We start from the raw sequence: 22827 nt of genomic DNA, 5'->3' as shown, positions 1-22827 counted from the left end.
CACCGCCGGTCACCCCGCCAGCAGGATCGACGAGCTCCTGCCATGGAACTTCAACCCGTCAAGCTGAACAGGCGTGCCGCGGTGACAGCGCTTACTAAACTTTAAAGCCTTGGAGCAGATCAAGATGATCTGTAAAACAACATTTTCAGAGATTATAAACCCAAAGACGAAAATTCAGGCAGAAACAGCTATTAAGCAGGTTTTTTGGATTTTTATTTTAATGATATTTTCCTCGGCATTTAAGGCGGCGACATCTCTTTGGATCGTTTTCCAGACAGGCATTGATGAAATAGGACAAATACCAGGCACGAGCCTATCCAGTTTTTCTGACATCATCGTAGCATTGGCTATCGATATGATAATTTTGATTGTCGCTGTAATATTTTTTAGATGGAAAAAAAGCTTTATTGCCGCTTTCGTCATTTTGGCTTTGGCCGCTTGGCGGTTGATTAACGTGATGATGGCATACTTTGTTTACGATGTGACATCTTTGAAAATTACAACTGTACTTTTGACCATTATTTATGTTGCCGCAGCTATTATTGGCGTCCTAGCAACATACAGACTGAAAAGCCTTAATTCGCAGGGTGTATAGTTTTTACCTCAGCTTGTCCTGCTTCTTGCAGTAGCCGACGAAGGCCGCGCCGGCATTCTTGGGTGGGTTGCCCTTGCTGGCTTCCTCTGTGGCCATCACTAGGGTCTGTTGACGTTCACCTGATCCATAACATGGTCGCAGCAATGGAAATGAAGGCTCATTATGTGGGAGTTTGAATCATGCGGTTCCGGCAGTTTCAGGCAGGGTTGCGGGCTCCGCCCCCGGATCTGACATGGGGGAATTTAAAATTATATTTTAATATGAAGTAGTTACGGGATAAATGGTAGGCCCGGAGGGACTTGAACCCCCAACCAAAGCGTTATGAGCGCTCTGCTCTGACCAATTGAGCTACAGGCCCGCCCGCGTGTTTCCTAACAGACCGGCGCGTCCCGTCAAGCTGCCCCGTGGACAGGGCGCCGTCAATCCGGTATCGGACGCGCAAATCGAAGGAGAGACCGATGAGCGAGCGCAAGAACGGCCTGACCTATGCCCAAGCCGGGGTGGATATCGACGCGGGCAATGCGCTGGTGGAGCGGATCAAGCCCGCCGCCGCCGCCACAAAACGGCCGGGGGTGATGTCCGGGTTGGGCGGTTTTGGTGCGCTTTTCGATCTCAGGGCCGCTGGCTACAGCGATCCGGTTCTGGTGGCGGCAACCGACGGGGTCGGCACCAAGCTGCGGATCGCCATCGATACCGGCCATGTCGGCGGCGTTGGGGTCGATCTTGTGGCGATGTGCGTCAATGACCTTGTCTGCCAGGGGGCGGAGCCGCTTTTCTTTCTCGACTATTTCGCCACCGGCAAGCTGCGGGTCGAGGAGGCGGCGGAAGTTGTCGAAGGCATCGCCAGAGGCTGCGAAGGCGCGGGCTGTGCCCTCATCGGGGGCGAGACGGCGGAAATGCCCGGCATGTACGGGGCGGGCGATTTCGATCTTGCGGGATTTGCCGTCGGGGCAATGGAACGGGGCATGGATCTGCCCGCCGGTGTGACCGAAGGCGACGTGCTGCTGGGGCTGGCTTCGGACGGTGTTCACTCGAACGGTTATTCGCTGGTCCGTGAGGTGGTCGCGCAGGCCGGGCTGGGGTGGGACGCCCAGGCGCCATTTGCCGAGGCTCCTCTGGGGGAGGCGCTTCTGACGCCGACGCGTCTTTACGTCAGGCCGGCGCTGGCGGCGATGCGGGCTGGCGGGGTGCATGCGATGGCCCATATCACCGGTGGCGGGCTGACGGAAAACCTGCCCCGCGTTCTGCCCGAGGGGCTGGGCGCTGAGATCGACCTTGCCGCGTGGGCCTTGCCGCCGGTCTTCAGGTGGTTGCAGCACAGCGCAGGGCTGGCGCAATCGGAGATGTTGAAGACCTTCAATTGTGGCATTGGCATGGTTCTTGTCGCGGCCCCCGACCGGGCCGGGGATCTGACCGCGCTGCTGGAGGATTCGGGAGAGACCGTCTATCCTCTGGGCAGGTTGAGCGCGGGTGCGGGAATGCGCTACGCGGGGGCGCTGGCTTGAGACGGGTTGCCATTCTGATTTCGGGCGGCGGGTCCAACATGGTGGCACTGGCCGACAGCATGATCGGCGATCATCCGGCGCGGCCGGTTCTGGTGTTGTCAAACGTGCCGGGTGCGGGGGGCCTGGAGAAGGCCGCCGCCCGCGGCATTCCCACGGCGGTGGTCGGCCACAGGCCCTTCGGCAAGGATCGCGCCGGGTTCGAGGCCGCGTTGCAGGCCGAACTGGAGCGGGCCGAACCGGACATCCTGTGCCTTGCCGGGTTCATGCGGGTTCTGACCGAGGGTTTCGTTACCCGGTGGGCAGGGCGGATGTTGAACATTCATCCCTCGCTGTTGCCGAAATACAAAGGGCTGCACACCCATGCCCGTGCGATCGAGGCCGGGGATGCGGAGGCCGGATGCAGCGTTCATGAGGTGACGGCCGAACTCGACGGCGGGCCGATCCTCGGGCAGGGGCGGGTGCCCGTGTTGTCCGGCGACACGCCCGATACGCTTGCCGCACGTGTGCTGCCGATGGAGCATCGTCTTTATCCTCAGGTGCTGCGCCGCTATGCGGCAGGGGACAAGACCCCGGTCTACCTGCCCTGACCCCATGCAACGCTTGCATGCCGGGCGTGTTTCGTTATCACTTGGCCGATGGTGGTGATTTTCACCAAATATATTATCAAGGCCCATATGAGAACACTGACGACCACCGAAGAGCTTGCCGCCTTTTGCGAGGAGGCAAAGCATGGCCCGTATGTTACTGTCGATACCGAGTTCCTGAGGGAACGCACCTATTATGCCAGGCTGTGTCTTGTACAGCTTGCCCTGCCTGAAGGCGGAGAGGCGGTGCTGGTGGATCCTCTTTCCGGCCTGTCGCTGGAGCCGCTTTACGATCTGTTCGTGAACCCGAAAGTGGTCAAGGTGTTCCATGCCGCCCGGCAGGATCTGGAGATATTCTTCGTTGAAGGCAATGTCTTTCCCGAGCCGTTGTTCGACACCCAGGTCGCCGCGATGGTTTGCGGTTTCGGGGAACAGGTCGGCTATGAAACGCTGGTGCGCAAGATCGCAAAGGCCAGTCTGGACAAGACCTCCCGCTTTACCGACTGGTCGCGTCGTCCATTGTCCGAAGCACAAAAGAAATACGCGCTGGCGGATGTGACACATCTGCGGGTGATTTATGAGTACCTTGCCGCAGAGCTGGAAAAAACGAACCGGGAAAAATGGGTGCGCGAAGAGCTTCAGGTTTTGACCGACCCCGCGACCTATGTGGTCAATCCTTCCGAAGCGTGGAAAAGGGTCAAGACCCGCACCCATAGCGGCAAGTTCCTTGCGCTCGTTCAGGAACTGGCCCGTTTTCGTGAAAGTTATGCGCAGGCCCGCAACATTCCTCGTAACCGCGTGTTCAAGGATGAGGCGCTTCTGGAACTGGCCTCGACCAGACCCGGCACGGAGGAGGATCTGTCGCGCGCGCGCCTGCTTTTGCGCGAAGCCCGCAGGGGAGAGATTGCCGCCGGCATCCTGACTGCCGTCAAGGCCGCGCAGGAAATGCCCGCCGAACATTACCCGAAAATTGAAAAAGGCAATGACAAGCTTCAGGTCAACCCGGCACTTGCGGATTTGTTGCGGGTGCTGCTGAAGGCGAAGTCGGAAAACGCTGCCGTTGCGCAAAAGCTGATTGCAACGGCTTCCGATCTTGATGCCATCGCCGCAGGCAAACGCGACATCATGGCGCTGAAGGGGTGGCGGCACGAAGTCTTCGGTGCGGACGCGCTGCGCCTGTGCAACGGAGAGATCGGGCTGGCCGTCAAGGGGCAGCGCGTTGAGGTTGTCAACCTGCCTTAGCGGCTGCTGCTGCGGCTGTTGCCCGCACCGATCACCGTGATGCGGCGCACGCCCTGCAGGGTCTGTTCGGACAGGAAGCGCCCGGCTGTGATCTCGCGGGATTGCGGGGTGCCGGTACGCGTTGGCGCGGCGGGCGGTGCGGCGTGGAACCGATAGCTCAACACACCGTCTTCAGGGGTCTCCTCATTGAGCGGGACCAGGTCTGCCTCCCAGTAGCCCTGGGACGGGGGCAGGCCGGTCACATGTAAAATCGCACCGCCGGGTATGTGTTCCACCTGCATGGACAGAACCTGTGCCACAAGTGGGCGCGGGTCGACGTTTTCGGGTGTGGTGCTGGCGCTGTCCGCCGGAGTGGTTTCGGTGCTGCGTCCGAACCAGGTGAACGGGTTCAGGCGTGGCTCGCGCACGCCGGAGCAGGCGCTCAGCGTCAGGGTGGCGGCCAGGGTGGCGATCAGCACTCGCTTCATGGATATCCCCTTGGTTCTTGCCAAAGTGTTAGCCGGAACACATGCGTTTGAAAACCCGAATGGGTGGACCTTTTTGCAACTCGGGGCTACCCCAAGGCAAGGGCAAAAGCAAAGGGTACACCCGTGGCCAGCACAGAGTTTGAAGATATCGTTGAAACCTTCGATTTCCTTGACGAGTGGGAGGATCGCTACCGCCATGTTATCGAGCTGGGCAAAGCGATGCCGCCGCTTGACGAGGCGCTCAAAGTTCCTGCCACCAAAGTCGAGGGATGCGCCAGCCAGGTCTGGCTGATGCCGCAGATCGAGGGGCGGGGGGCTGGCGCGCGGTTTCACTTTCAGGGCGAAAGCGATGCGATGATCGTGCGTGGGCTGATTGCGGTGCTGCACGCGCTTTATGACGGGTTAAGCGTCGTCGAGGTGCTGGAGGTGGATGCGTCCGCGGAACTGGCGCGGTTGGGTCTGGATGACCACCTGTCGTCCCAGCGTTCGAACGGGCTGCGGGCGATGGTGGCGCGTATCCGCGACCTCGCGGCGGAAGCTGTCGCCTAAAGCGCCCCCAGCGCGGTGGCAAGGTCGCCGTAACCGGTCAAGCGGCGTTCATAGTCCAGCCCGAGCCGTCTGGCGCAGTCCCGCGCCTTGTGGTCCAGGGCCAGGTCGTCGGTCTGGGCAAGGTAGACCAGACGCTCATAATTCCCGAAGTAAAGCGGAACGAGTTCCGGGTGCCGGTCCATCCCCAGGGGGCGCCAGACGAAGGCGTCGAACTGGCGTGTCAGGAAATCGGTCAGGTAAAAGGATGTCGTTTCCTCGCGGGAGGTAAAGCGGTCCAGCCCGTCGAAGAAGGCATAGCAATGTGGGCCGGCGATCATTTCCACGCCCAGCGCGTCACAGGTTTGCGCCAAGAGGCCGCCGGTGCCGCAATCGCCATAGGCGACGAAAATGGTCTTATAGGTGCTGCGGTGCCTTTCCACGGCCTCGCGTATGCCGGGGACGATCCGCTCAGGGTGATTGTGCCAGATTGCGGGCAGGCAGGTCAGGTCCAGGTGGTCCCATCCATTGATCTGCTTGAGGGCAAGCACCTCATGTGCCAGCGCACCGCAGGCAATCACCAGAACCGCGCCGGCACCACGGGCAGGCAGGCCGGTTTGCGTCAGCAAATCGTCGCGGGGGGCGGCGTCAGTCACGGCGATTGTGGCGCAGGGCGACACGCAGCCCCAGGAAAGCGGTCAGCGCGATCGGCACCATGACCATCAGCGTCAGTCCCGGCATCTGAACCGATGCCGCCACAAGCGCGCCCAGCCACAGCGTTATGGCCGCGGCAAACAGAACGGCGATGAGAGTAAAAATGAACCGCGTGACCGGCATGGGCATCTCCTGCCTTGAAATGTGGGGCGGGCGGGCCGCCGCCGCAAGGTCAGGCGCTCATTTGGTTATGTTTGCGGGCGATGAAATCCTTGGCGATTTCAACGGCTACCGCCGCGTCCCGGCAGTAGGCATCCGCCCCGATGGCCCGGCCGAATTCCTCGTTCAGCGGGGCACCGCCCACAAGAACGATGTAATCGTCGCGGCGGCCTTTCTCGACAAGCTCGTCGATCACGGTTTTCATGTAGGGCATGGTCGTGGTCAACAGGGCCGACATGCCCAGGATGTCGGCTTCTTCCCTGGCCAGCGCCTCCAGGTAGGCCTCCGCCGCGGTGTTGATGCCAAGGTCCACGACCTCGAAGCCCGCGCCTTCCAGCATCATGCCGACAAGGTTCTTGCCGATATCGTGGATGTCGCCCTTGACGGTGCCGATGACCATCTTGCCCATTTTGGGCGCACCGGTTTCCGCCAGAAGCGGCTTGAGGATCGCCATTCCCGATTTCATGGCATTGGCCGCCAGAAGAACTTCGGGCACGAACAGGATGCCGTCACGGAAATCGTTTCCGACCACCGTCATGCCCGCAACCAGCGCCTTTGTCAGGACGTCATAGGGCTGCCAGCCGCGTTCCAGAAGAATATTGACGCCGTCCACGATTTCCTCGCCGAGACCGTCGTAAAGGTCATCCTGCATCTGCGTGACGAGTTCGTCATCGGGAAGTTCCGAGAGGATGAGCTCATTTTCGTCGGCCATGTGCGTTGCTCCGGTTCGGCCTTTCGGGGCCGTCATGATCAGTTTGCGCGGTTCTGCCGCACGGGATTTGGCCGGTTGCGACATTGCCGGTGCCGCGACCGACCTGTCATTCAGCTGCGCCGCCGGCGGCGGGGGCGTGCGGGGGCATCGCCCTCGGTGCCGTCAGAGGCCGAGGAAAAGCCCCCGATCCGGGTGGTGATATCCTCAAGGCTGGGGCGCGGCCCCCTGGGGCGGGTTTCCAGCGCCGCGCGCATCGCGCGCAGATGTTCGGGCGTCGTGCCGCAACATCCGCCGATAATGGTCGCCCCGCTGTCTCGGGCAAGAATCGCATAGTCGGCCATCAGGTCCGGCGTGCCGTCGTAGTGGATATGGCCATGCACGTATTTCGGGATGCCCGCATTGCCCTTGGCGATGATCGGACGTTCGCTTCCTGCTGCGGCAAAGCCCAGCACCGTACGCAGCAGGTCCGACGCGCCGACGCCGCAATTGGCCCCGAAGGCAAGTGGCTTGTGGGGCAGTTTTTCCACCAGTTCCGCCAGTGCGGCGGAGGTCGCCCCCATCATCGTGCGTCCGGCGGTGTCGAAGCTCATCGTGCCGCACCAGGGCATGGACGCCAGTTTCGCGGCTTCGGCGGCGGCCCTGAACTCTTCGGGTGCGGAGATGGTTTCCACCCAAAGCACGTCGGCCCCCCCTTCTTTCAAGCCCTCGGCCTGCTCGTGGAATATCTCGACTGCGTCGGCATGGGTCAGGGTGCCCATGGGTTCCATGATCTCGCCAGTCGGGCCGACCGAGCCGGCCACGACGACCGGGCGTCCGGCGGTGTCGGCGATATCGCGCCCCAGTTCCGCGGCGATGCGCGAAAGCGCGCGCGCCCGCTTCTGGGCGCCGTGCAGCTTCAGCCGTGCCGCATTTCCGCCGAACGAATTGGTCAGGAAGATATCCGAACCCGCGTCCACGGCGCCCTTATAAAGGGTACGAATCCGGTCGGGGTGTTCTTCGTTCCAGAGTTCCGGGGCATCGCCCGAACTCAGCCCCATATTGAACAGGTTGGTCCCGGTGGCGCCGTCAGCCATAAGCCAGTCGCGGGTTTGCAGAAGGCGGGTCAACGCGTCGGTCATGGTTTGTCCTTCTCGTGGCGGTTCAACGCCGCCGATTGCGCGAAGGGGTGCCACGGAGGCATGCCGTGCGCAAATTCATTTTTGTCATAATCTTCTTGAACGGGGCCGGGCAGGGTGCCCGGCCGATGCGCTCACTCTTCAGCCATGATCTGGGCCTTGGCCTGGGCCAGGAGTTCCACCATCCTGGTGCGGATCGTGGTTTCGTCCGCGCGTCCGCCAAGATCGCCCGCAACCTTGCGATAGACATCTTCGTCGCCGGCTTCTTCGAAATCGGCCTTTACCACTTCCTTCGCGTAGGTGGCGGCGTCCTCGTCGTTCATCCCCATGAGGTCGGCCGCCCACAGGCCCAGCAGCTTGTTGCGGCGCGCGGTGGCCTTGAACTGCATTTCCTGATCGTGGGCGTACTTGTTTTCAAATGCGCTTTCGCGGTCGTCGAAGGTCGTCATCGGCCTTTGCCCTCCTGAATCTTCATGATTGGGGATTTAAGGGATCATGACGGCCCTGCATAGGGGGCAAGGCCGATATGTTGTCCCGCCTTGCGGCAGAAAGCGCCTTGCACTAAGAGAGGCGCAACCCCAGCCGGGCGCAAAGCCCGCCCCCCTGCGTTTTCCGGAGTTCCCATGGCACGGCGTAAGAAGATTTACGAAGGCAAGGCAAAAATTCTGTACGAAGGCCCGGAACCGGGCACACTGGTCCAATATTTCAAGGATGACGCCACCGCCTTCAATGCCGAGAAGAAAGCCACCGTGGATGGCAAGGGGGTGCTCAACAACCGGCTGAGCGAATTCTTCATGACCGGGCTGAACATGATCGGTGTGCCGACTCATTTCATCCGCCGTATCAACATGCGCGAACAGCTCATCCGGTCGGTTGAGATCATTCCGCTTGAAGTGATCGTCCGCAATGTCGCCGCCGGTTCGATGGCCAAGCGGCTGGGACTTGAGGAAGGCACCCAGCTGCCGCGCCCGATCATTGAATTTTCTTACAAGGACGATGCGCTTGGCGACCCGCTGGTGCCCGAGGAATATATCATCGCTTTCGGTTGGGCTTCGCAGCAGGACATGGACGATATCGTCGCGCTGGCGCTGCGGGTGAACGATTATCTCTCCGGGGTGATGTATGGTGTCGGGATCCGGCTGGTGGATTTCAAGATCGAGATCGGTCGTGTCTACGAGGGTGATTTCATGCGTCTCATCGTGGCGGATGAGATTTCCCCCGACAGTTGCCGCCTGTGGGATATCGCCACCGGCCAGAAGCTTGACAAGGACGTGTTCCGCCGGGATCTGGGCAGCCTGACCGACGCTTATACCGAGGTCGCACGCCGTCTTGGCGTGATGCCTGCGAACACCCCGAACACCTCGAAGCCCACGCTGATCAACTGAAAGGTCCGCCGATGAAAGCCCGCGTTCATGTCATGCTGAAGGACGGTGTTCTGGATCCGCAGGGGGAGGCCGTGCGCCACGCCCTTGGCAGCCTTGGTTTCGAAGGCGTCACCGGCGTGCGTCAGGGCAAGGTTCTGGACCTCGACCTGGAAGATACCGACGTCGAAGCCGCCCGGGCGCGTCTTGGTGACATGTGTGAGAAACTGCTCGCCAACACGGTGATCGAGCGTTACGATATCGAGATCGGCTGACGGAGGGTGCCATGAAAGCTGCCGTTGTCGTTTTTCCCGGCTCCAATTGTGATCGCGACCTGGCGGACGCCTTCCGCCAGGCCGGGGCCGATGTCGCCATGGTCTGGCACAAGGACAGCACGCTGCCCGAAGGCGTGGATGTCGTGGGGATTCCGGGGGGGTTCTCGTTCGGCGATTACCTGCGTTGCGGGGCGATTGCCGCGCGCTCTCCCATCACTGCGGCGGTGATCGACCATGCCCGCCGCGGCGGGTATGCGTTGGGAATATGCAACGGTTTTCAGGTGCTGACGGAAACAGGTGTCTTGCCCGGTGTCCTGATGCGCAATGCAGGGTTGAAGTTTATCTGCAAAAGCGTTGATCTTGTTGTGGAAACCTGCGAAAGTGCCTTTACGTCCGGGTATGATCGGGGGCAGAAAATTTCTGTTCCCGTGGCCCATCACGATGGCAATTACGTCGCTGACGATGGGCTTGTCGGCCAGCTCAAGGCCGAGAACCGCATCGCCTTTACCTACGCGCGGGACATCAACGGATCGGCCGCCCGGATCGCCGGTGTGCTGAGCGAGAATCGCCGCGTTCTGGGGATGATGCCCCACCCGGAACGGGCCGCCGAACCGGCCCATGGGGGAACTGACGGTGCGGCGCTTTTCCGCTCGTTGGTGGATGCGCTGGTGCGTGCCTGAGTGCTTGCGCTTGAGCGCCGGGGGCAGGGCGCGTAACTTGCCCTTATGGCGAAAACGGCCCGCAAAACAGAGAAAATCACCCTGCGCGACGGGCTGGACTGGCGGTTGCGTCTTGTCGTTGTCGCGCTTGTCGCTCTGGCGGTCGGGGTGGTCTGGGTTACCAATACTTTCCTGACGGAACGTTTTACCGAAACCACGCGGAACCGCGCACAGGTTCGGCTGGCGCTTTATTCCGGCAATGTGGTCAGCGAATTGCAACGCGCCTCGGTCGTGCCGTTGCTGCTTTCACGCGATCCGACGCTGATCAACGCGCTCAATACCGGGGATTACCGCGAAAGTTCCCAGCGGCTGATTTCGTATATCGAGGAAATCGGTGCCGCGGCGCTGACGATGATGGACCTGTCCGGCCGTGTCGTGGCCGCGACGGATCGGGCGCAGATCGGCGCCTTGCAGCGTGATCGGCCCTATTTCATAGAGGCTTTGCGCTCCAGCGACACGGTGTTCATCGCCTCCGAGGCGGAGCAGGGCGGCTACGGGTTCACGTATTCGCGCAAGATCACCTCCGAGCGGTCGGGAGTCGGGGTGATTGTCGTCACGGTCGATCTGGCGAAATTCGAGCGAAGCTGGGCGGGTGTGTCGGACGCGATTCTCGTTACCGACAGCGAAGGGCGGATCATTCTCTCGACCGAGCCGCGCTGGCGCGGGCGCACCATTGCCGAGGCGCTGGAGGTGCGCTCTGCGCCGTCGGCGATCTCCCGGGCTATTCAGGCGACGGCGGATTGGGGGGCGCTGCCGCCCGATGCCTACCTCATGGGGGAGGCGGTCATGCGCAATGACGCGCGCGTGCCGTTCCAGGGGTGGCGGATCACCTCGTTCACGACCTACGCTTCTATACGTGAGCGGGTGAACGCGGTTCTGGCGCTGGAGATCATGGGGTTTGCCATACTTCTGGCGCTGACGTTCTACATGCTGTCGCGGCGGGCACAATCCCGGTCGGTTTTCTTTCAGCGTGAGACGGTTGAGTTGCGCGAACTGAACGCGCGCCTGCAACGCGAGATCGCAGAGCGTGAAAAAGTGGAGAAAAACCTTGAGGTGGCCGAGCAGACGCTTGCGCAAAGCTCCAAGCTGGCGGCGCTCGGGGAGATGTCTGCCGCAGTCAGCCACGAACTGAACCAGCCGCTGGCCGCGATGAAGACGTATCTCGCCGGAGCGCGCCTGTTGTTGCAACGCCGCCGTTCCGAGGAGGCTTTGGCCTCCTTTCAGCGGATTGACGATCTCATCGAACGTATGGGGGCCATCACCCGGCAACTCAAGAGTTTCGCACGCAAGGGGGGCGACGCGTTCGAGGCGATGGATTTTCGTGCCTGCCTGTCCAGTGCGCTGGCGATGATGGAGCCACAGCTCAAGCGCCGCAAGGTCACCATCACCCGGACACTGCCCGAAGGCCCGGTCATGGTGATGGGGGACCGCATCCGCCTGGAGCAGGTCATCATCAACCTTTTGCGCAATGCGCTGGATGCCACCAAGACCAACGAAGCCCCGCAGGTTGACCTGATCCTGTCCGCCGGAGAGACTGCAACGCTGACCGTGCGTGACAACGGCCACGGGATTGAGGATATCAATGCCCTGTTCGAGCCCTTTTACACGACCAAGCAGCCCGGCGACGGGGTGGGCCTGGGGCTGGCGATTTCCTCGGGGATCGTATCCGACCTGGGGGGGCGGCTGACGGCACGCAACGGGCGCGCGGGCGGCGCCGTGTTCGAAGTGCAACTGCCGATCCTGGATGAAACGCGAAAAGCTGCAGAGTGAACGCATGAGCCGGACAATGAAAATTGCAATCGTCGACGATGAACAGGACATGCGCCAGTCTGTCAGCCAGTGGCTGGCGTTGTCGGGGTATGACACGGAGACCTTCTCCTGCGCGGAGGACGCGCTCAGGGCTATCGGGGCGGATTATCCCGGTATTGTCGTCAGCGATATCAAGATGCCCGGCATGGACGGGATCGCGTTTCTCAAGCGGCTGATGGCAATGGACAACAGCCTGCCCGTGATTCTGATCACCGGCCACGGGGATGTGCCGATGGCGGTGGAGGCGATGCGTCTTGGGGCCTACGATTTTCTTGAAAAACCCTTCAATCCCGGCCGGATGGGGGATCTGGCCAGGCGCGCGGCGCAGGCCCGGCAGTTGACCCTGGACAACCGCGCGCTGCGCCGCGAACTCGCGGATGGATCGGTCCTGATGAAAAAGCTGATCGGCGGATCTTCGGCGATGGAGCGTTTGAGGGAGGACATTCTCGACCTGGGCCAGGCGGACGGGCATGTGTTGGTAGATGGGGAAACGGGAACCGGGAAGACGTTGGTCGCCCATGCACTGCATGCGGTGGGGCCGCGGGCGGGGCGTCGGTTCGTGTTGCTGTCTTGCGCCGCTTGCGGGGAAGAGGCGCTTGCCGCGCGGTTATTCGGCCCTTCCAGTGACGGCCCGATGCCGGCCACGGTCGAGGCTCGTGGCGGAACGCTCTGCCTTGAGGATATCGAGGCGTTGCCCCCCGCGCTTCAGGCGCGCCTGCTGGCCTTTATCGATGAGCAGGGTACGCCCGCGGAAACCCGCATCGTGGCGGTTTCGAACCTTCAGGAGCCGGGCAAAAGCTGTGAGGACGTCTTGCGCAGCGACCTGTATTTCCGTCTCGCGGCGATGAAGATCCTGCTGCCGCCTCTGCGCAGCCGGGGGGAGGACATCCTGACCCTTTTCACTCATCTGGTCGAGCAATTCGCCGAGGAATATGGCTGTGATGCCCCCACGGTCAACGCACAGGAGGCCGCACAGCTTTTGCAGGCCCCCTGGCCGGGCAATGTGCGCCAGCTTGTCAACGTGGCTGAGCGCGCGGTGCTTCAGTCCCGACGGGGGGCGGGAACCATTGCCAGCCTGTTGATGGCCGAGGACGAGGCAGGCGACCCCACCACCACCGAAGGCAAGCCGCTCAAGGAATACGTGGATGCCTTTGAGCGAATGCTCATCGACAATGCCATGCGTCGTCACAAGGGGTCTGTCGCCAGCGTCATGGAGGAGCTTTGCCTGCCCCGCCGCACCCTGAACGAGAAGATGGCGAAATACGGGTTGAGCCGGTCGGACTATCTTTAAGCGCCGGAAAAAAGGCATTGCCCTTGATGCTGCAGTGCCGTTATTGTCGCATGGTGCGGTATTTGCCGCCTGATTGAGTTTCGCTGTTTTTCGCGCTCGGCGGGAAAACCCGAACCAGCACGAAACAGACCGATGGGTCCTTTACGGATCATACGCATGCCTGGGCCACGTGCCCCGGTCAAACATAGGGTGCCGTAACGGCATCGGAGACAAACCGCGATGGAACGCGTGAGCAGGAACAGGCAACCTATGGGCCGGCGAGCAGCCTGCGCCCGGGATGTGTTCCCCGCGTCTGTCCACGCCCCAACAAGGCATCTCCCCAACCGTCTGCGCCCCCCGGGGCCTGCGCGGTGGTGCGATGCGATGAGAAAAAATGGCAAAGAAAATGCTTATCGATGCCACCCACGCGGAAGAGTGCCGCGTTGTGGTGGTGGATGGAAACAAGGTTGACGAATTCGATTTCGAAAGCGCCAGCAAACGGCAACTTGCCGGAAACATTTATCTCGCAAAGGTAACACGGGTCGAGCCGTCGCTTCAGGCGGCGTTCGTCGATTATGGCGGCAACCGCCACGGATTTCTCGCGTTTTCGGAAATACACCCGGACTATTACCAGATTCCGGTTGCCGACCGGGAGGCGCTTCTGGAGGAGGAGCGCGCCTATGCCTCTTCCCTTGAGGAAGAAGAGACCAAACCCAAGTCCCGGTCCCGGCGCAGCCGGGGACGGGCCGCGCGCGCAAAGCAGGACGATCCGGTCGAGACCCGGGAGGTTTCGGATATTCCGGGGATGGACGTTGTGGAATTCGAACCGGAAGAGACCGGCCTGATCGACGTTCCTGCCGAGGACGAGATGCCGGACACGCCCGATGGGGGCGAAGTCCCGTTCGGCGATACCGGGGCTGCCCGCTCCGAAACGCCTCAGGAGGCCGACGCGCCCGAAGACACTGCACCTGACATTGACGACCCCGAGCATGGTGACGACCCCGAGCATGGTGACGACCCCGAGGACACTGCCGAAGACGAGATCGAATCCGTCGCCGCCGAGGAGGATCAGGAAGATCTGCGCCCGCGCAAACCCCGTTCGCGTCGCTACAAGATCCAGGAGGTCGTAAAGGTCCGGCAGATCATGCTGGTTCAGGTTGTCAAGGAAGAGCGTGGCAATAAGGGCGCGGCGCTGACAACCTATCTGTCCTTGGCGGGACGCTATTGCGTTCTGATGCCCAACACCGCCCGCGGCGGGGGCATTTCACGCAAGATTACCAACGCGGCCGACCGCAAGAAGCTCAAGGACATCGCCTCTTCCCTTTCCGTTCCGGAAGGGGCGGGGTTGATCATCCGCACCGCAGGCGCCAAGCGCACAAAGGCGGAGATCAAGCGCGACTACGAGTATCTGATGCGCATGTGGGAACAGATCCGCGAGCTCACGCTCAAGTCCATCGCGCCCGCACCGATCTATGAAGAAGGCGACCTGATCAAACGGACGATCCGGGATCTCTATTCGCGCGAGATCGACGAGGTTCTGGTGGAAGGCGAGGCCGGTTATCGCACGGCCAAGGATTTCATGAAGATGATCATGCCGTCCCATGCCAAGAACGTGAAGCAGTATCAGGATCCGATGCCGCTTTTTGCCCGCTATCAGGTGGAAAGCTACCTCAGTTCCATGTTCAACCCGGCGGTGCAACTCAAGTCCGGGGGGTACATCGTCATCGGTGTTACCGAGGCGCTGGTTGCCATCGATGTGAACTCCGGCCGGGCGACGAAAGAGGGCTCGATCGAAGAGACGGCACTCAAGACCAATCTCGAGGCGGCCGAGGAGGTCGCCCGGCAGTTGCGCCTGCGCGATCTTGCCGGTCTGATCGTCATCGACTTCATCGACATGGACGAGCGCAAGAATAACAGCGCCGTTGAGAAAAGACTGAAGGAACGGCTTAAAAACGACCGGGCGCGTATTCAGGTCGGGCGGATTTCGGGCTTTGGCCTGCTGGAGATGTCGCGCCAGCGCCTGCGCCCCGGCATGATCGAGGCGACCACCCAGCCCTGCCCGCACTGTCATGGCACGGGGATGATCCGCTCCCATGACAACCTCGCCCTGTCGGTTTTGCGGGAACTGGAAGAAGAGGGCGTGCGTTCCCGCTCTCGGGAAGTATTGTTGAAGGCCCCGGTCGCGATCGCGAATTTCCTGATCAACCAGAAACGGGAGCATATCGCCCAGATCGAGGCGCGTTACGGCATGTCTGTACGCATTGAGGCAGACCCGCTCCTGATCTCGCCGGATTACGCGATCGAGCGGTTCAAGACCGCCACCCGCGAGGTCGCGGCACCATCGGTGCCGGTCGTCTCTGTGGATATGTCCGAGCCCAGAGAGGTAAAAGAGGCGGAGGAGAGCGAAGCGCCGCTTGCCAGGGACGAAAGCCCCGCCAAGAAGCGGCGGCGGCGGCGCAGCAAGAAGAAAAAGCCCGAGACCGTAGCAGAGCAGGAGGCCGATGTCCAAAGCGCCGACGAGCCCCAGCAGGCAGAGGCAGCAGAGGCAGAGGCAGAGGCCGGGACGCCAAGGCCCGAGCCCGAAGAGATCCCCGAAAAGACCCGAAGCAGATCTTCGCGTCGCAGGTCCTCGCGGTCGCGCCGGAAGGGAAACGACACAGATGCCGTGCCGGAGGACGGGTTGCCAGCGCAGGCAAGCGACGGCACGGGCGAAATGCCGGTGAGTGAGGACAAGGGCGCACAGAAAGAGCCCGCGGCGTTTTCGGATATTCCCCCTGCGGCGGAGGCGGTTCCGGAAACCACATCCGAATCCGGGACCGGTGGGGGCGTGCCGGTGGATGGATCTGAAAAGGCCGGGGCGTCAGCCGTCAGGGCGGAAAAGACGGAGACGGGTGACGAGGTTCAGCCGGACAAGGCCCCGAACCCCGGACCCGACACTCCTGCAAATGGGGCCGGTGCGGCGCAGTCCGTGTCCGATGGCGCGCCGGTGGAGGACACGTCACAACCCGCGTCCAGCCCCAAGCCCAAAAAGCGTGGCTGGTGGTCGCTTAGCAGTTGATGGCTTTCCCGCAGCGGATCACGAAGACGTGGCCGCCGCGGGTTTCCTCTTCGGCCAGAACGGTGTGGCCGCTTTCCGTGCAGAAATTGGGAATATCGATCAGCGCCATCGGATCGTCGGCCCACAGGCGCAATTCTGCCCCCTCGGACAAACCCGCCAGGGCTTTGCGAAGTTTCAGAACCGGCAGGGGACAGCGCAGGCCGCGGGCGTCAATCTCGTGCAGATCGCTCATGGCTGGGGCATAACTCCGGCGGACGGATGAGTCCATATCTTGCTGGCATCAGGGCCGGTGCTGGCTTAGGGTCGTTGCAAAGCAACGGTTCGTGACGTGTTCATGGGAAAAGCGCCCCACACCCCGGTCCGCCGCCGGCTGGTATTCTATCTGCCCGGCTACGACCCCATCCATCCCCGCCGTTACCGAGAACTTTACCGAAAAGAAGGTGCTGAGCAGGCAGAGATCGGCGGCTACGATCTGGCCCTGCATCCACGCCGGGGAAAACCCGGCTACGGCTGGCTGGTTGCCACGCAATTCGAGGGCCGGCAGACGGAAACCGAGTTCGAAGTGCTTGTCTGGTCCGATATCGTGCGGGCGCATATGAACCCCTCGATCCCGGCGACTTACGCCCAGCTTGCACGGACCGCCTGGGCCTATGTCGGGTCCGGGGCGCTGTGGCGGCTGATGCGGCTGCGCAAGGGTCCGACGATTTCCGCGCTTTATCCTATCGTGGTGCTGCTGGCACAGCTTGCCGTTGCTTTGTGTGTGGCGCGGCTTGTGGGGGCCGGGCTGGCGTTGACGGGTGTGCCTTTTCTCGGCTGGCTGGGGTTGCTGGCCGTCTGGCCGGTGTTGTGGTGGTTTCGCCGTCACGATGGCAAGGTTTTTGCCTGGTACCTGATGCATGACTATGCCTTCAGTGCCATCGAGAACGGGGCGTACCCGGCAGAGCTGGAGGCCCGGTTGGCGGTGTTTGCCGATCGTCTGACCGAGGCCCTGCGCCAGCCCGATATCGATGAGGTCCTGCTGGTTGGTCATTCGTCGGGGGCGTATCTGGGGGTGTCGGTTCTGGCAGACATGCTGCGCGCAGGGCGTCTGCCGCAAGAGACGCAACTGTCTTTCCTGTCTCTGGGCCATGTGGTCCCGATGGTCTCCTTCCTGCCGAAGGCCTGGCGGCTTCGGGCGGATCTGGCGCTGATGGGCGAGGGGCGTATTCCCTGGGTGGATGTGACTGCGCCGGGGGATGGGTGTGCCTTTGCGCTTTGCGATCCGGTCGCTGTGTCCGGTGTCGCACCGAAGCCTCAGAACGCGCCGCTGATCGTTTCGGCGGCATTTTCGCAAACGCTTTCACCCGAGCGGCAAAAGATGATGCAATGGCGGTTTTTCCGGCGCCATTTTCAATACTTATGCGCCTTCGACAAACCGGGGCCCTATGATTATTTTCGCATCACCGCCGGACCGGAAAGTCTGGCCGCACATTTCGCGGGACGGGCACATTCCCCCAGTCGCGATGCGCGCCCGCTGAACCGCCATACCTCGACCGTGCCATGACCCAGCCGCCCAAACCCGCGCCCCGAGATGGCAAGATTACACTGGCCGGTTACATCCATCGGTTCCGCGCGGACATGCTTTCGGCTCATCCGGCAAAGCTTTACCGTGCCAAGATGGCGGAGTTTCGCACGCCGTTTTTCCGCTCCTACATGGTGAACCAGCCGGATCTGATTCGATGTGTGCTCAGGGATCGGCCGATGGAATTCCCAAAGTCCGACCGGGTCGGGGCTGGGTTGAGGCCGTTGTTGGGCAACTCGGTCTTTCTGACCAACGGGGAAACATGGCTGCGCCAGCGCCGCATTATCGACCCGGCCTTTGAAGGCGGCCGGCTGCGCGATACCTTTCCCGCCATGCTGGAGGCCGCCCGTGCCACCGTTGCCCGGTTCGTCCCCGGTGAGACCGAGGTTGAGGCGCATATGAGCCACGCTGCGGCAGATGTGATCTTCCGCACATTGTTCTCCATCCCGATCGAGGATGAAACCGCCCAGGCGGTCTTCCACCAGTTCCGCGCCTATCAGCGCAGCCAGCCGCTTGTGAATCTGGCGGCCTTCCTGGGCCCGCGCTGGGTGCCGCGTCTGCACGGGCGCCGCACGCGGGCTTCGGCACGGGCAATCCGGCGGCTGATCCTGCAAATGACCACGGCCCGCAAGGCTCAGATCGCCTCCGGGACCGCCCCCGACGATCTTGCCACCAAGATCATGACGACCCGTGATCCGGAAACAGGTGAAACCTTCGACGCCGCCGAAATGGTCGACCAGGTGGCGATCTTTTTCCTTGCCGGGCACGAGACGTCGGCTTCGGCGCTGGCATGGGCGCTTTACCTGCTGGCGATTTCCCCCGAGGCGCAGGTGCGTGCGGCGCAGGAGGCGGACAGCTTTCCCGACGAGCCGGAATTCGGGGATCTGAAAAAACTGCCGTTCATCCGTGACGTATTTCGGGAGGCACTGCGCCTGTATCCTCCGGTGCCGATGATGGTGCGCGAAACCACCCGGCCGGAGCGGTTCCGAAATCGGGACATTCCCGTGGGCTCGCAGATCGTGCTGAGCCCTTGGCACCTGCACAGGCACAGCCTGTACTGGAGCAACCCGGACGGATTCGACCCGGACCGCTATACGACCGCAGATGGCAAGGCCTGCCTGCGCGATGCGTTTATTCCGTTTTCCGCCGGGCCACGGGTCTGTACCGGTGCGGGTTTTGCAATGGCGGAGGCGGTTTTGATTCTTGCCCTGATCCTGCGCCGCTGGCGGCTGGACCCCGTACCCGGACGTGAGCCGGTGCCTGTGGCTTATCTGACCGTCCGGGCGCGGGAGGGGATCTGGTTGCGGTTCAGTCCGCGGGCATGAGACGCCGGACGTAGCCGGGCAGGGCGAAGGCGGCCTTGTGCACCTCGGGGGTGTAGTAGTCCGTTTTGAGGGCTGCGGTGGCGAACCGCTCCCGGAGGTGCTGAAGGCTCACGTCACGGGACTTGCCATCGGTTCCCCAGCCAAAGGCCATCGGGCCGCCGGCATAGGTCGGTATGGTGGCCAGGTAACACCCCCAATCTGCGAACAGAGCCCGGAAGGCGCGCATGGTGTTGGTCAGTTCCTCGCCTTGCAGGAACGGCACGCCGTTCTGGGTGACGAGAATCCCACCCGGCGACAAGGCGCGCCTGGCATGTCCGTAGAAGGTTTCGGTGAACAGCACCTCGCCCGGTCCGACAGGGTCGGTGGAATCGACGATGACAATATCAAAGCGGTCTTCGGTGGTTTTCAGGAAGTCGGCCCCGTCGCCGATCACGAGCTTCAGGCGGGGGTCATCAAAGGCGCCCCGGCTGAGGTTGGGCAGGTATTCGCGTGAGAAAGCCACGACGCTTTCGTCGATTTCCACCATCGTGACATGCGCTACGCTGGCGTGGTCCAGAACCGTGCGGGCCATCCCGCCATCCCCGCCACCGATGATCAGCACCCGTCGGACCATCCCATGGGCCAGGATCGGCACATGGGCCATCATCTCATGGTAGATGAAGTTATCGCCTTCGGTTGTCTGAACGACATTGTCGAGCGTCAGGACACGACCGAAGGTATCGTTCTCGAACAGGCGCAGCCGCTGATGTTCGGTTTCGCTGTCATAGAGCATCTTCCCGACGCGCAGGGACTGGGCATAATCGCCATGCAGATTTTCGGTGGACCATTCGTTCATGCGGCGCACATCTCCGTCACCAGGCCATCCCCGCGCAGAAGTTCCTTGACACGAACATCCTCGGTTCTGAAAGCGAGTTTCAGAACGTCGACTGCCTGCCACGGATCGGCATCGCCACACATGAAGACGTCGAATGCGCCGTAACCGATTTCCGGCCAAGTGTGCACCGAAATGTGGCTTTCGGCCAGCACGGCCACGCCGCTCACGCCCTGGGGGCTGAACTTGTGGGTGTGGATGTGCAGCAGAGTCGCGCCGCAGGCGTCCACACAGTCGCGGAACGCGGCCTGGATGCGCGTTTCCTCATCCAGACCGTGGCCGTTCACAACCTCGATGATCAGGTGCGTGCCTGCATAGACACGCCCGTCGCGGCGAATGAAATGATCATCGCGCGTGTCGTCCAACACGTCGCGTGAAATGGGTGCAGCCGAAGGGCTGCGGGAGTCTTCCGCATGGGCGCCTGTCTCCAGACCGATCCCCAGTTGGAAGAGGTTGGCGTCAGACATGGCGCGCCCCTTCTTACCAGTAGATTAATCCAGCCGGCCCTTAGCGCCCCCCCGGAAACCCGAAGTTGGGATCGGTGCCGATCTCACGGGGGCACCTAAGGCTTTGTGACGAGTCGATCAAGAGAAGTCTGTACCGGCGCCGGAAAAATTTTCTACCTCTTTTGGGGTATTATAATACCTTATTTTTAAATCACTGTTTTTAAAAATATAATTGGAATCAGGCGCCCTTGACTGTTTCTGAAAAATGCTTAGAAAGCGCCCATCCACGTTTTCGGGCAGACCCGACCAACAGCCAAAAGGCAGACACATGAAAACCTATACCGCGACACCGGCGGATATCGACAAGAAATGGATCCTGATCGACGCCGAAGGCGTCGTTCTGGGTCGTCTTGCCTCGATCATCGCCATGCGCCTGCGCGGCAAGCACAAGGCCAGCTATACCCCGCACATGGACATGGGCGACAATGTCATTGTCATCAACGCCGACAAGGTACAGATGACCGGCAACAAGCGTGCCGAAAAGGTCTATTACTGGCATACCGGCCATCCGGGCGGCATCAAGAACCGCACCGCCGGTCAGATCCTGGAAGGTGCCCACCCGGAGCGCGTCGTCACCCAGGCTGTCAAGCGTATGCTGCCGGGCAATCGCCTGAGCCGCAAGCTCATGACCAACCTGCGCGTTTACGCCGGGTCCGAACATCCGCACGAGGCGCAGCAGCCCGAAGTGCTGGATGTCAAATCCATGAACAAGAAAAACACCCGGAGCGCATGATGGCTGAAGAAATCAAATCCCTCGACGCGCTGAACGAGGCCGTCGCCGGCGAGCTCCTGGCCGAACCGGAAGCCCCGCGTGAACCTGTCCGTGACGACCTTGGCCGGTCTTACGCCACCGGAAAGCGTAAAGACGCCGTTGCCCGTGTCTGGATCAAGCCCGGATCGGGCAAGGTCGTGGTGAACGGCAAGCCGATCAACAGCTATTTCGCCCGGCCTGTGTTGCAGATGATCCTGCGGCAACCTTTCACCGTCGCCGGTGTCGAAGATCAGTTCGATGTCGTTGCTACCGTCAAGGGCGGGGGCTTGTCCGGGCAGGCGGGGGCCGTCAAGCACGGCATTTCGCGGGCCCTTCAGTTCTATGACCCGACGCTGCGCGCCTCTTTGAAGGCCGCCGGTTTCCTGACCCGCGACAGCCGCGTGGTGGAACGCAAAAAGTTCGGGCGCCGCAAGGCTCGCCGCAGCTTCCAGTTCTCCAAGCGCTGAGTCCGGCAAAACTGCAAACTTCAGGGGCTGCCTTTTGGGCGGCCCCTTTGTGATCAGGGGGCTTTGTTGCACAAATCCGTGTGTGAGCGCAGTTTCCCTTTCCCCGGTCGGACTTATCCGACAGGCTCTGTGACAGGAATGTCAGGGGCAGTGTCGCGATTGAGCACGGCGACGCGGATTTGGATCTTTGCGACCTGCCGGTCGAAGTCCCGCGCCATCGAAGATTGGCCCAGCCGTTTCATATAATGCATCTTGCTCTCGACGCGGCTCCGGCGGCGGTATCCGGCCCACCGCTTCCAGATGGGTCGCCCGAGATAGCGCGAGGCATTGACCGCATCGTTACGGGCGATGGCGCCGGGGCTGGTAGATTTCCACGGTTTGGCGTTTTTGCGCGGTGGTATGACAGCATGAGCACCACGGGCGGCAAGCCCTGAAAGCAACATTGCGATAAGATAATAAAACCTTTTCATGTTTTCCTCAGTAGCTATCGTATGTGCAGCGGTGCCATTGGTACTCTGGGGCAAATTGACTTTCGCGACCATAGCAGAGACTTCGAGCCTCGCGGAGATAGGCGCTTACTTGTTCTCGACACTCACACGCGGCTTCATAATTTCTGGTCGCCCCTCGGCATGTGTTATTTGCATCAAACCACAATCCAATAAGCTCTCGGTTGGTCGCCAAATCTGGGCGGTTTACATTGCATACGCGCGGCCTACAGCCCCGTAGACCAGTGGCCGAACGAATTGCGGCGCACTCCGCTTGCCGCCCAAGTCGGTCTACTGTCCCAAAAGCGTTTTCAAACCGCTGTTGTTGCTGTTGTAAGCCCTGATTGAATGCTTCGCCGGGATCGAGGCTTTGAGCATACACTTGTGTAGACAGCAATAAGTAGGTCGTGAATGAAGCGATGTTGATAAGAATACGTCTCATCCTATTTCATCCTCTGTTGAGACGGGGCAAGGCAAGTCCTCTGAAAAGTAGATAATGGCGTCGTTGTCGTATAGGCAATGCCTGTAACCGCCGTGGACGCCTAAATCTTCGATCAGATACACTGTAATTAAGTCTGCATATGCGAGTGAGATATGCACGATATTTAACAGTAATCCAACGGCTCCCACTTTCAGTTGCCCACTTAACCTTCTTTCGTGCTATTTTCGGGAAGGAGGAACCACCCATGGGGCGATCATCGACAGCAAAGAAAGCTGCGCCGCGTGATACCGCCACCAAGCTTGCTCAGCA

General features: G+C 61.3%; 24 protein-coding genes, 1 tRNA gene and 1 pseudogene. 15 read left to right on the top strand and 11 right to left on the bottom strand.

The annotated features are described in order from the left end of the window. Nucleotides 1–124 precede the first annotated feature (124 nt). On the top strand, nucleotides 125–595 hold the full coding sequence (locus C8N32_RS13865; RefSeq protein ID WP_146159724.1) for a hypothetical protein: 471 nt from the start codon (nucleotides 125–127) through the stop codon (nucleotides 593–595). A 281-nt stretch (nucleotides 596–876) separates the two neighbouring features. Here the strand turns inward: C8N32_RS13865 and C8N32_RS13860 are convergent. Further along, a tRNA-Ile gene (locus C8N32_RS13860) sits at nucleotides 877–953 on the bottom strand. A 100-nt stretch (nucleotides 954–1053) separates the two neighbouring features. On the opposite strand from C8N32_RS13860, the gene purM reads away from it, so the two are divergent. From purM to rnd, 3 genes are all read left to right on the top strand, one after another. Further along, a complete protein-coding gene (purM, locus tag C8N32_RS13855) occupies nucleotides 1054–2100 on the top strand; it encodes a phosphoribosylformylglycinamidine cyclo-ligase (protein WP_107893569.1) in 1047 nt (348 codons plus the stop codon). Next, nucleotides 2097–2687 (top strand): phosphoribosylglycinamide formyltransferase, encoded by a 591-nt coding sequence (purN, locus tag C8N32_RS13850; RefSeq protein WP_107893568.1) that lies wholly within the window; start codon nucleotides 2097–2099, stop codon nucleotides 2685–2687. Before purM ends, purN begins: the two co-directional genes overlap by 4 nt. A gap of 87 nt (nucleotides 2688–2774) precedes the next feature. Beyond that, nucleotides 2775–3926, top strand: a complete 1152-nt coding sequence (rnd, locus tag C8N32_RS13845; protein ID WP_107893574.1) for a ribonuclease D — start codon at nucleotides 2775–2777, stop codon at nucleotides 3924–3926. Here rnd and C8N32_RS13840 read toward each other — a convergent pair. Then, complete coding sequence (locus tag C8N32_RS13840) at nucleotides 3923–4393, bottom strand: hypothetical protein (RefSeq protein WP_107893567.1); 471 nt, start codon at nucleotides 4391–4393, stop codon at nucleotides 3923–3925. The two genes, rnd and C8N32_RS13840, sit on opposite strands and share 4 nt — an antisense overlap. Nucleotides 4394–4516: 123 nt before the next feature. Here C8N32_RS13840 and C8N32_RS13835 point away from each other — a divergent pair, with 123 nt between their 5' ends. Continuing rightward, nucleotides 4517–4942, top strand: coding sequence for a SufE family protein (locus C8N32_RS13835; RefSeq protein WP_107893566.1), 426 nt, complete (start codon nucleotides 4517–4519; stop codon nucleotides 4940–4942). Here C8N32_RS13835 and C8N32_RS13830 read toward each other — a convergent pair. The 5 genes from C8N32_RS13830 to C8N32_RS13810 all read right to left on the bottom strand — a co-directional run bounded on the left by C8N32_RS13830 (nucleotide 4939) and on the right by C8N32_RS13810 (nucleotide 8067). Then, complete coding sequence (locus tag C8N32_RS13830) at nucleotides 4939–5574, bottom strand: DUF1638 domain-containing protein (RefSeq protein ID WP_244905928.1); 636 nt, start codon at nucleotides 5572–5574, stop codon at nucleotides 4939–4941. The two genes, C8N32_RS13835 and C8N32_RS13830, sit on opposite strands and share 4 nt — an antisense overlap. After that, nucleotides 5567–5755 (bottom strand): hypothetical protein, encoded by a 189-nt coding sequence (locus C8N32_RS13825; RefSeq protein ID WP_107893565.1) that lies wholly within the window; start codon nucleotides 5753–5755, stop codon nucleotides 5567–5569. The genes C8N32_RS13830 and C8N32_RS13825 overlap by 8 nt, the downstream gene beginning before the upstream one ends. Before the next feature lie 49 nt (nucleotides 5756–5804). Beyond that, entirely contained in the window at nucleotides 5805–6503 is a 699-nt protein-coding gene (locus C8N32_RS13820) for a corrinoid protein (protein WP_107893572.1), read from the bottom strand. A gap of 110 nt (nucleotides 6504–6613) precedes the next feature. Next, nucleotides 6614–7621, bottom strand: a complete 1008-nt coding sequence (bmt, locus tag C8N32_RS13815; RefSeq protein ID WP_107893564.1) for a betaine--homocysteine S-methyltransferase — start codon at nucleotides 7619–7621, stop codon at nucleotides 6614–6616. Between the two features lie 131 nt (nucleotides 7622–7752). Then, a complete protein-coding gene (locus tag C8N32_RS13810; RefSeq protein ID WP_107893563.1) occupies nucleotides 7753–8067 on the bottom strand; it encodes a DUF1476 domain-containing protein in 315 nt (104 codons plus the stop codon). A gap of 174 nt (nucleotides 8068–8241) precedes the next feature. Between C8N32_RS13810 and purC the strand changes: the two genes are divergently transcribed. The 6 genes from purC (at nucleotide 8242) to C8N32_RS13780 (ending at nucleotide 16110) form a co-directional block, all read left to right on the top strand. Further along, nucleotides 8242–9003, top strand: coding sequence for a phosphoribosylaminoimidazolesuccinocarboxamide synthase (gene purC / locus C8N32_RS13805; protein ID WP_107893562.1), 762 nt, complete (start codon nucleotides 8242–8244; stop codon nucleotides 9001–9003). 11 nt (nucleotides 9004–9014) lie between these two features. After that, the gene (gene purS, locus C8N32_RS13800) at nucleotides 9015–9254 is read left to right on the top strand and encodes a phosphoribosylformylglycinamidine synthase subunit PurS (protein WP_107893561.1); all 240 of its coding nucleotides are present in this window, start codon (nucleotides 9015–9017) and stop codon (nucleotides 9252–9254) included. Between the two features lie 11 nt (nucleotides 9255–9265). Further along, entirely contained in the window at nucleotides 9266–9934 is a 669-nt protein-coding gene (gene purQ / locus C8N32_RS13795) for a phosphoribosylformylglycinamidine synthase subunit PurQ (RefSeq protein ID WP_107893560.1), read from the top strand. A 45-nt stretch (nucleotides 9935–9979) separates the two neighbouring features. After that, on the top strand, nucleotides 9980–11743 hold the full coding sequence (locus tag C8N32_RS13790; RefSeq protein ID WP_107893559.1) for a sensor histidine kinase: 1764 nt from the start codon (nucleotides 9980–9982) through the stop codon (nucleotides 11741–11743). A gap of 4 nt (nucleotides 11744–11747) precedes the next feature. Next, entirely contained in the window at nucleotides 11748–13073 is a 1326-nt protein-coding gene (locus C8N32_RS13785) for a sigma-54-dependent transcriptional regulator (protein ID WP_107893558.1), read from the top strand. 373 nt (nucleotides 13074–13446) lie between these two features. Then, a complete protein-coding gene (locus tag C8N32_RS13780; RefSeq protein ID WP_107893557.1) occupies nucleotides 13447–16110 on the top strand; it encodes a ribonuclease E/G in 2664 nt (887 codons plus the stop codon). On the opposite strand, the gene C8N32_RS13775 is transcribed toward C8N32_RS13780, so the two are convergent. Further along, complete coding sequence (locus tag C8N32_RS13775) at nucleotides 16100–16342, bottom strand: sulfurtransferase TusA family protein (RefSeq protein ID WP_107893556.1); 243 nt, start codon at nucleotides 16340–16342, stop codon at nucleotides 16100–16102. The genes C8N32_RS13780 and C8N32_RS13775 overlap by 11 nt on opposite strands. A gap of 102 nt (nucleotides 16343–16444) precedes the next feature. Here C8N32_RS13775 and C8N32_RS13770 point away from each other — a divergent pair, with 102 nt between their 5' ends. Both C8N32_RS13770 and C8N32_RS13765 read left to right on the top strand, forming a co-directional pair. Next, nucleotides 16445–17653: a hypothetical protein gene (locus tag C8N32_RS13770; protein WP_107893555.1), complete on the top strand. Its 1209-nt coding sequence runs from the start codon at nucleotides 16445–16447 to the stop codon at nucleotides 17651–17653. Beyond that, on the top strand, nucleotides 17650–18996 hold the full coding sequence (locus C8N32_RS13765; RefSeq protein ID WP_107893554.1) for a cytochrome P450: 1347 nt from the start codon (nucleotides 17650–17652) through the stop codon (nucleotides 18994–18996). The genes C8N32_RS13770 and C8N32_RS13765 overlap by 4 nt, the downstream gene beginning before the upstream one ends. On the opposite strand, the gene speE is transcribed toward C8N32_RS13765, so the two are convergent. Both speE and speD read right to left on the bottom strand, forming a co-directional pair. Beyond that, nucleotides 18980–19831 carry a polyamine aminopropyltransferase gene (gene speE, locus C8N32_RS13760; protein WP_107893553.1) on the bottom strand — a complete coding sequence of 284 codons (852 nt, stop codon included), beginning with the start codon at nucleotides 19829–19831 and terminating at the stop codon, nucleotides 18980–18982. The genes C8N32_RS13765 and speE overlap by 17 nt on opposite strands. Next, nucleotides 19828–20334, bottom strand: coding sequence for an adenosylmethionine decarboxylase (gene speD / locus C8N32_RS13755; protein WP_107893552.1), 507 nt, complete (start codon nucleotides 20332–20334; stop codon nucleotides 19828–19830). Before speD ends, speE begins: the two co-directional genes overlap by 4 nt. A gap of 307 nt (nucleotides 20335–20641) precedes the next feature. Here speD and rplM point away from each other — a divergent pair, with 307 nt between their 5' ends. Together rplM and rpsI are read left to right on the top strand one after the other, a co-directional pair. Beyond that, a complete protein-coding gene (gene rplM / locus C8N32_RS13750; protein ID WP_107893551.1) occupies nucleotides 20642–21106 on the top strand; it encodes a 50S ribosomal protein L13 in 465 nt (154 codons plus the stop codon). After that, entirely contained in the window at nucleotides 21106–21591 is a 486-nt protein-coding gene (gene rpsI / locus C8N32_RS13745) for a 30S ribosomal protein S9 (protein WP_107893571.1), read from the top strand. The genes rplM and rpsI overlap by 1 nt, the downstream gene beginning before the upstream one ends. 113 nt (nucleotides 21592–21704) lie before the next feature. Here rpsI and C8N32_RS13740 read toward each other — a convergent pair. After that, nucleotides 21705–22019, bottom strand: a pseudogene (locus tag C8N32_RS13740) (transposase); the annotation flags it as partial. Nucleotides 22020–22827: the final 808 nt, after the last annotated feature.

Source organism: Rhodovulum imhoffii (genome assembly GCF_003046545.1).
GTDB classification, from domain to species: domain Bacteria; phylum Pseudomonadota; class Alphaproteobacteria; order Rhodobacterales; family Rhodobacteraceae; genus Rhodovulum; species Rhodovulum imhoffii.
Note: the sequence above shows the minus strand (reverse complement) of the source record. Positions and strands in the feature narration are given on the sequence as shown.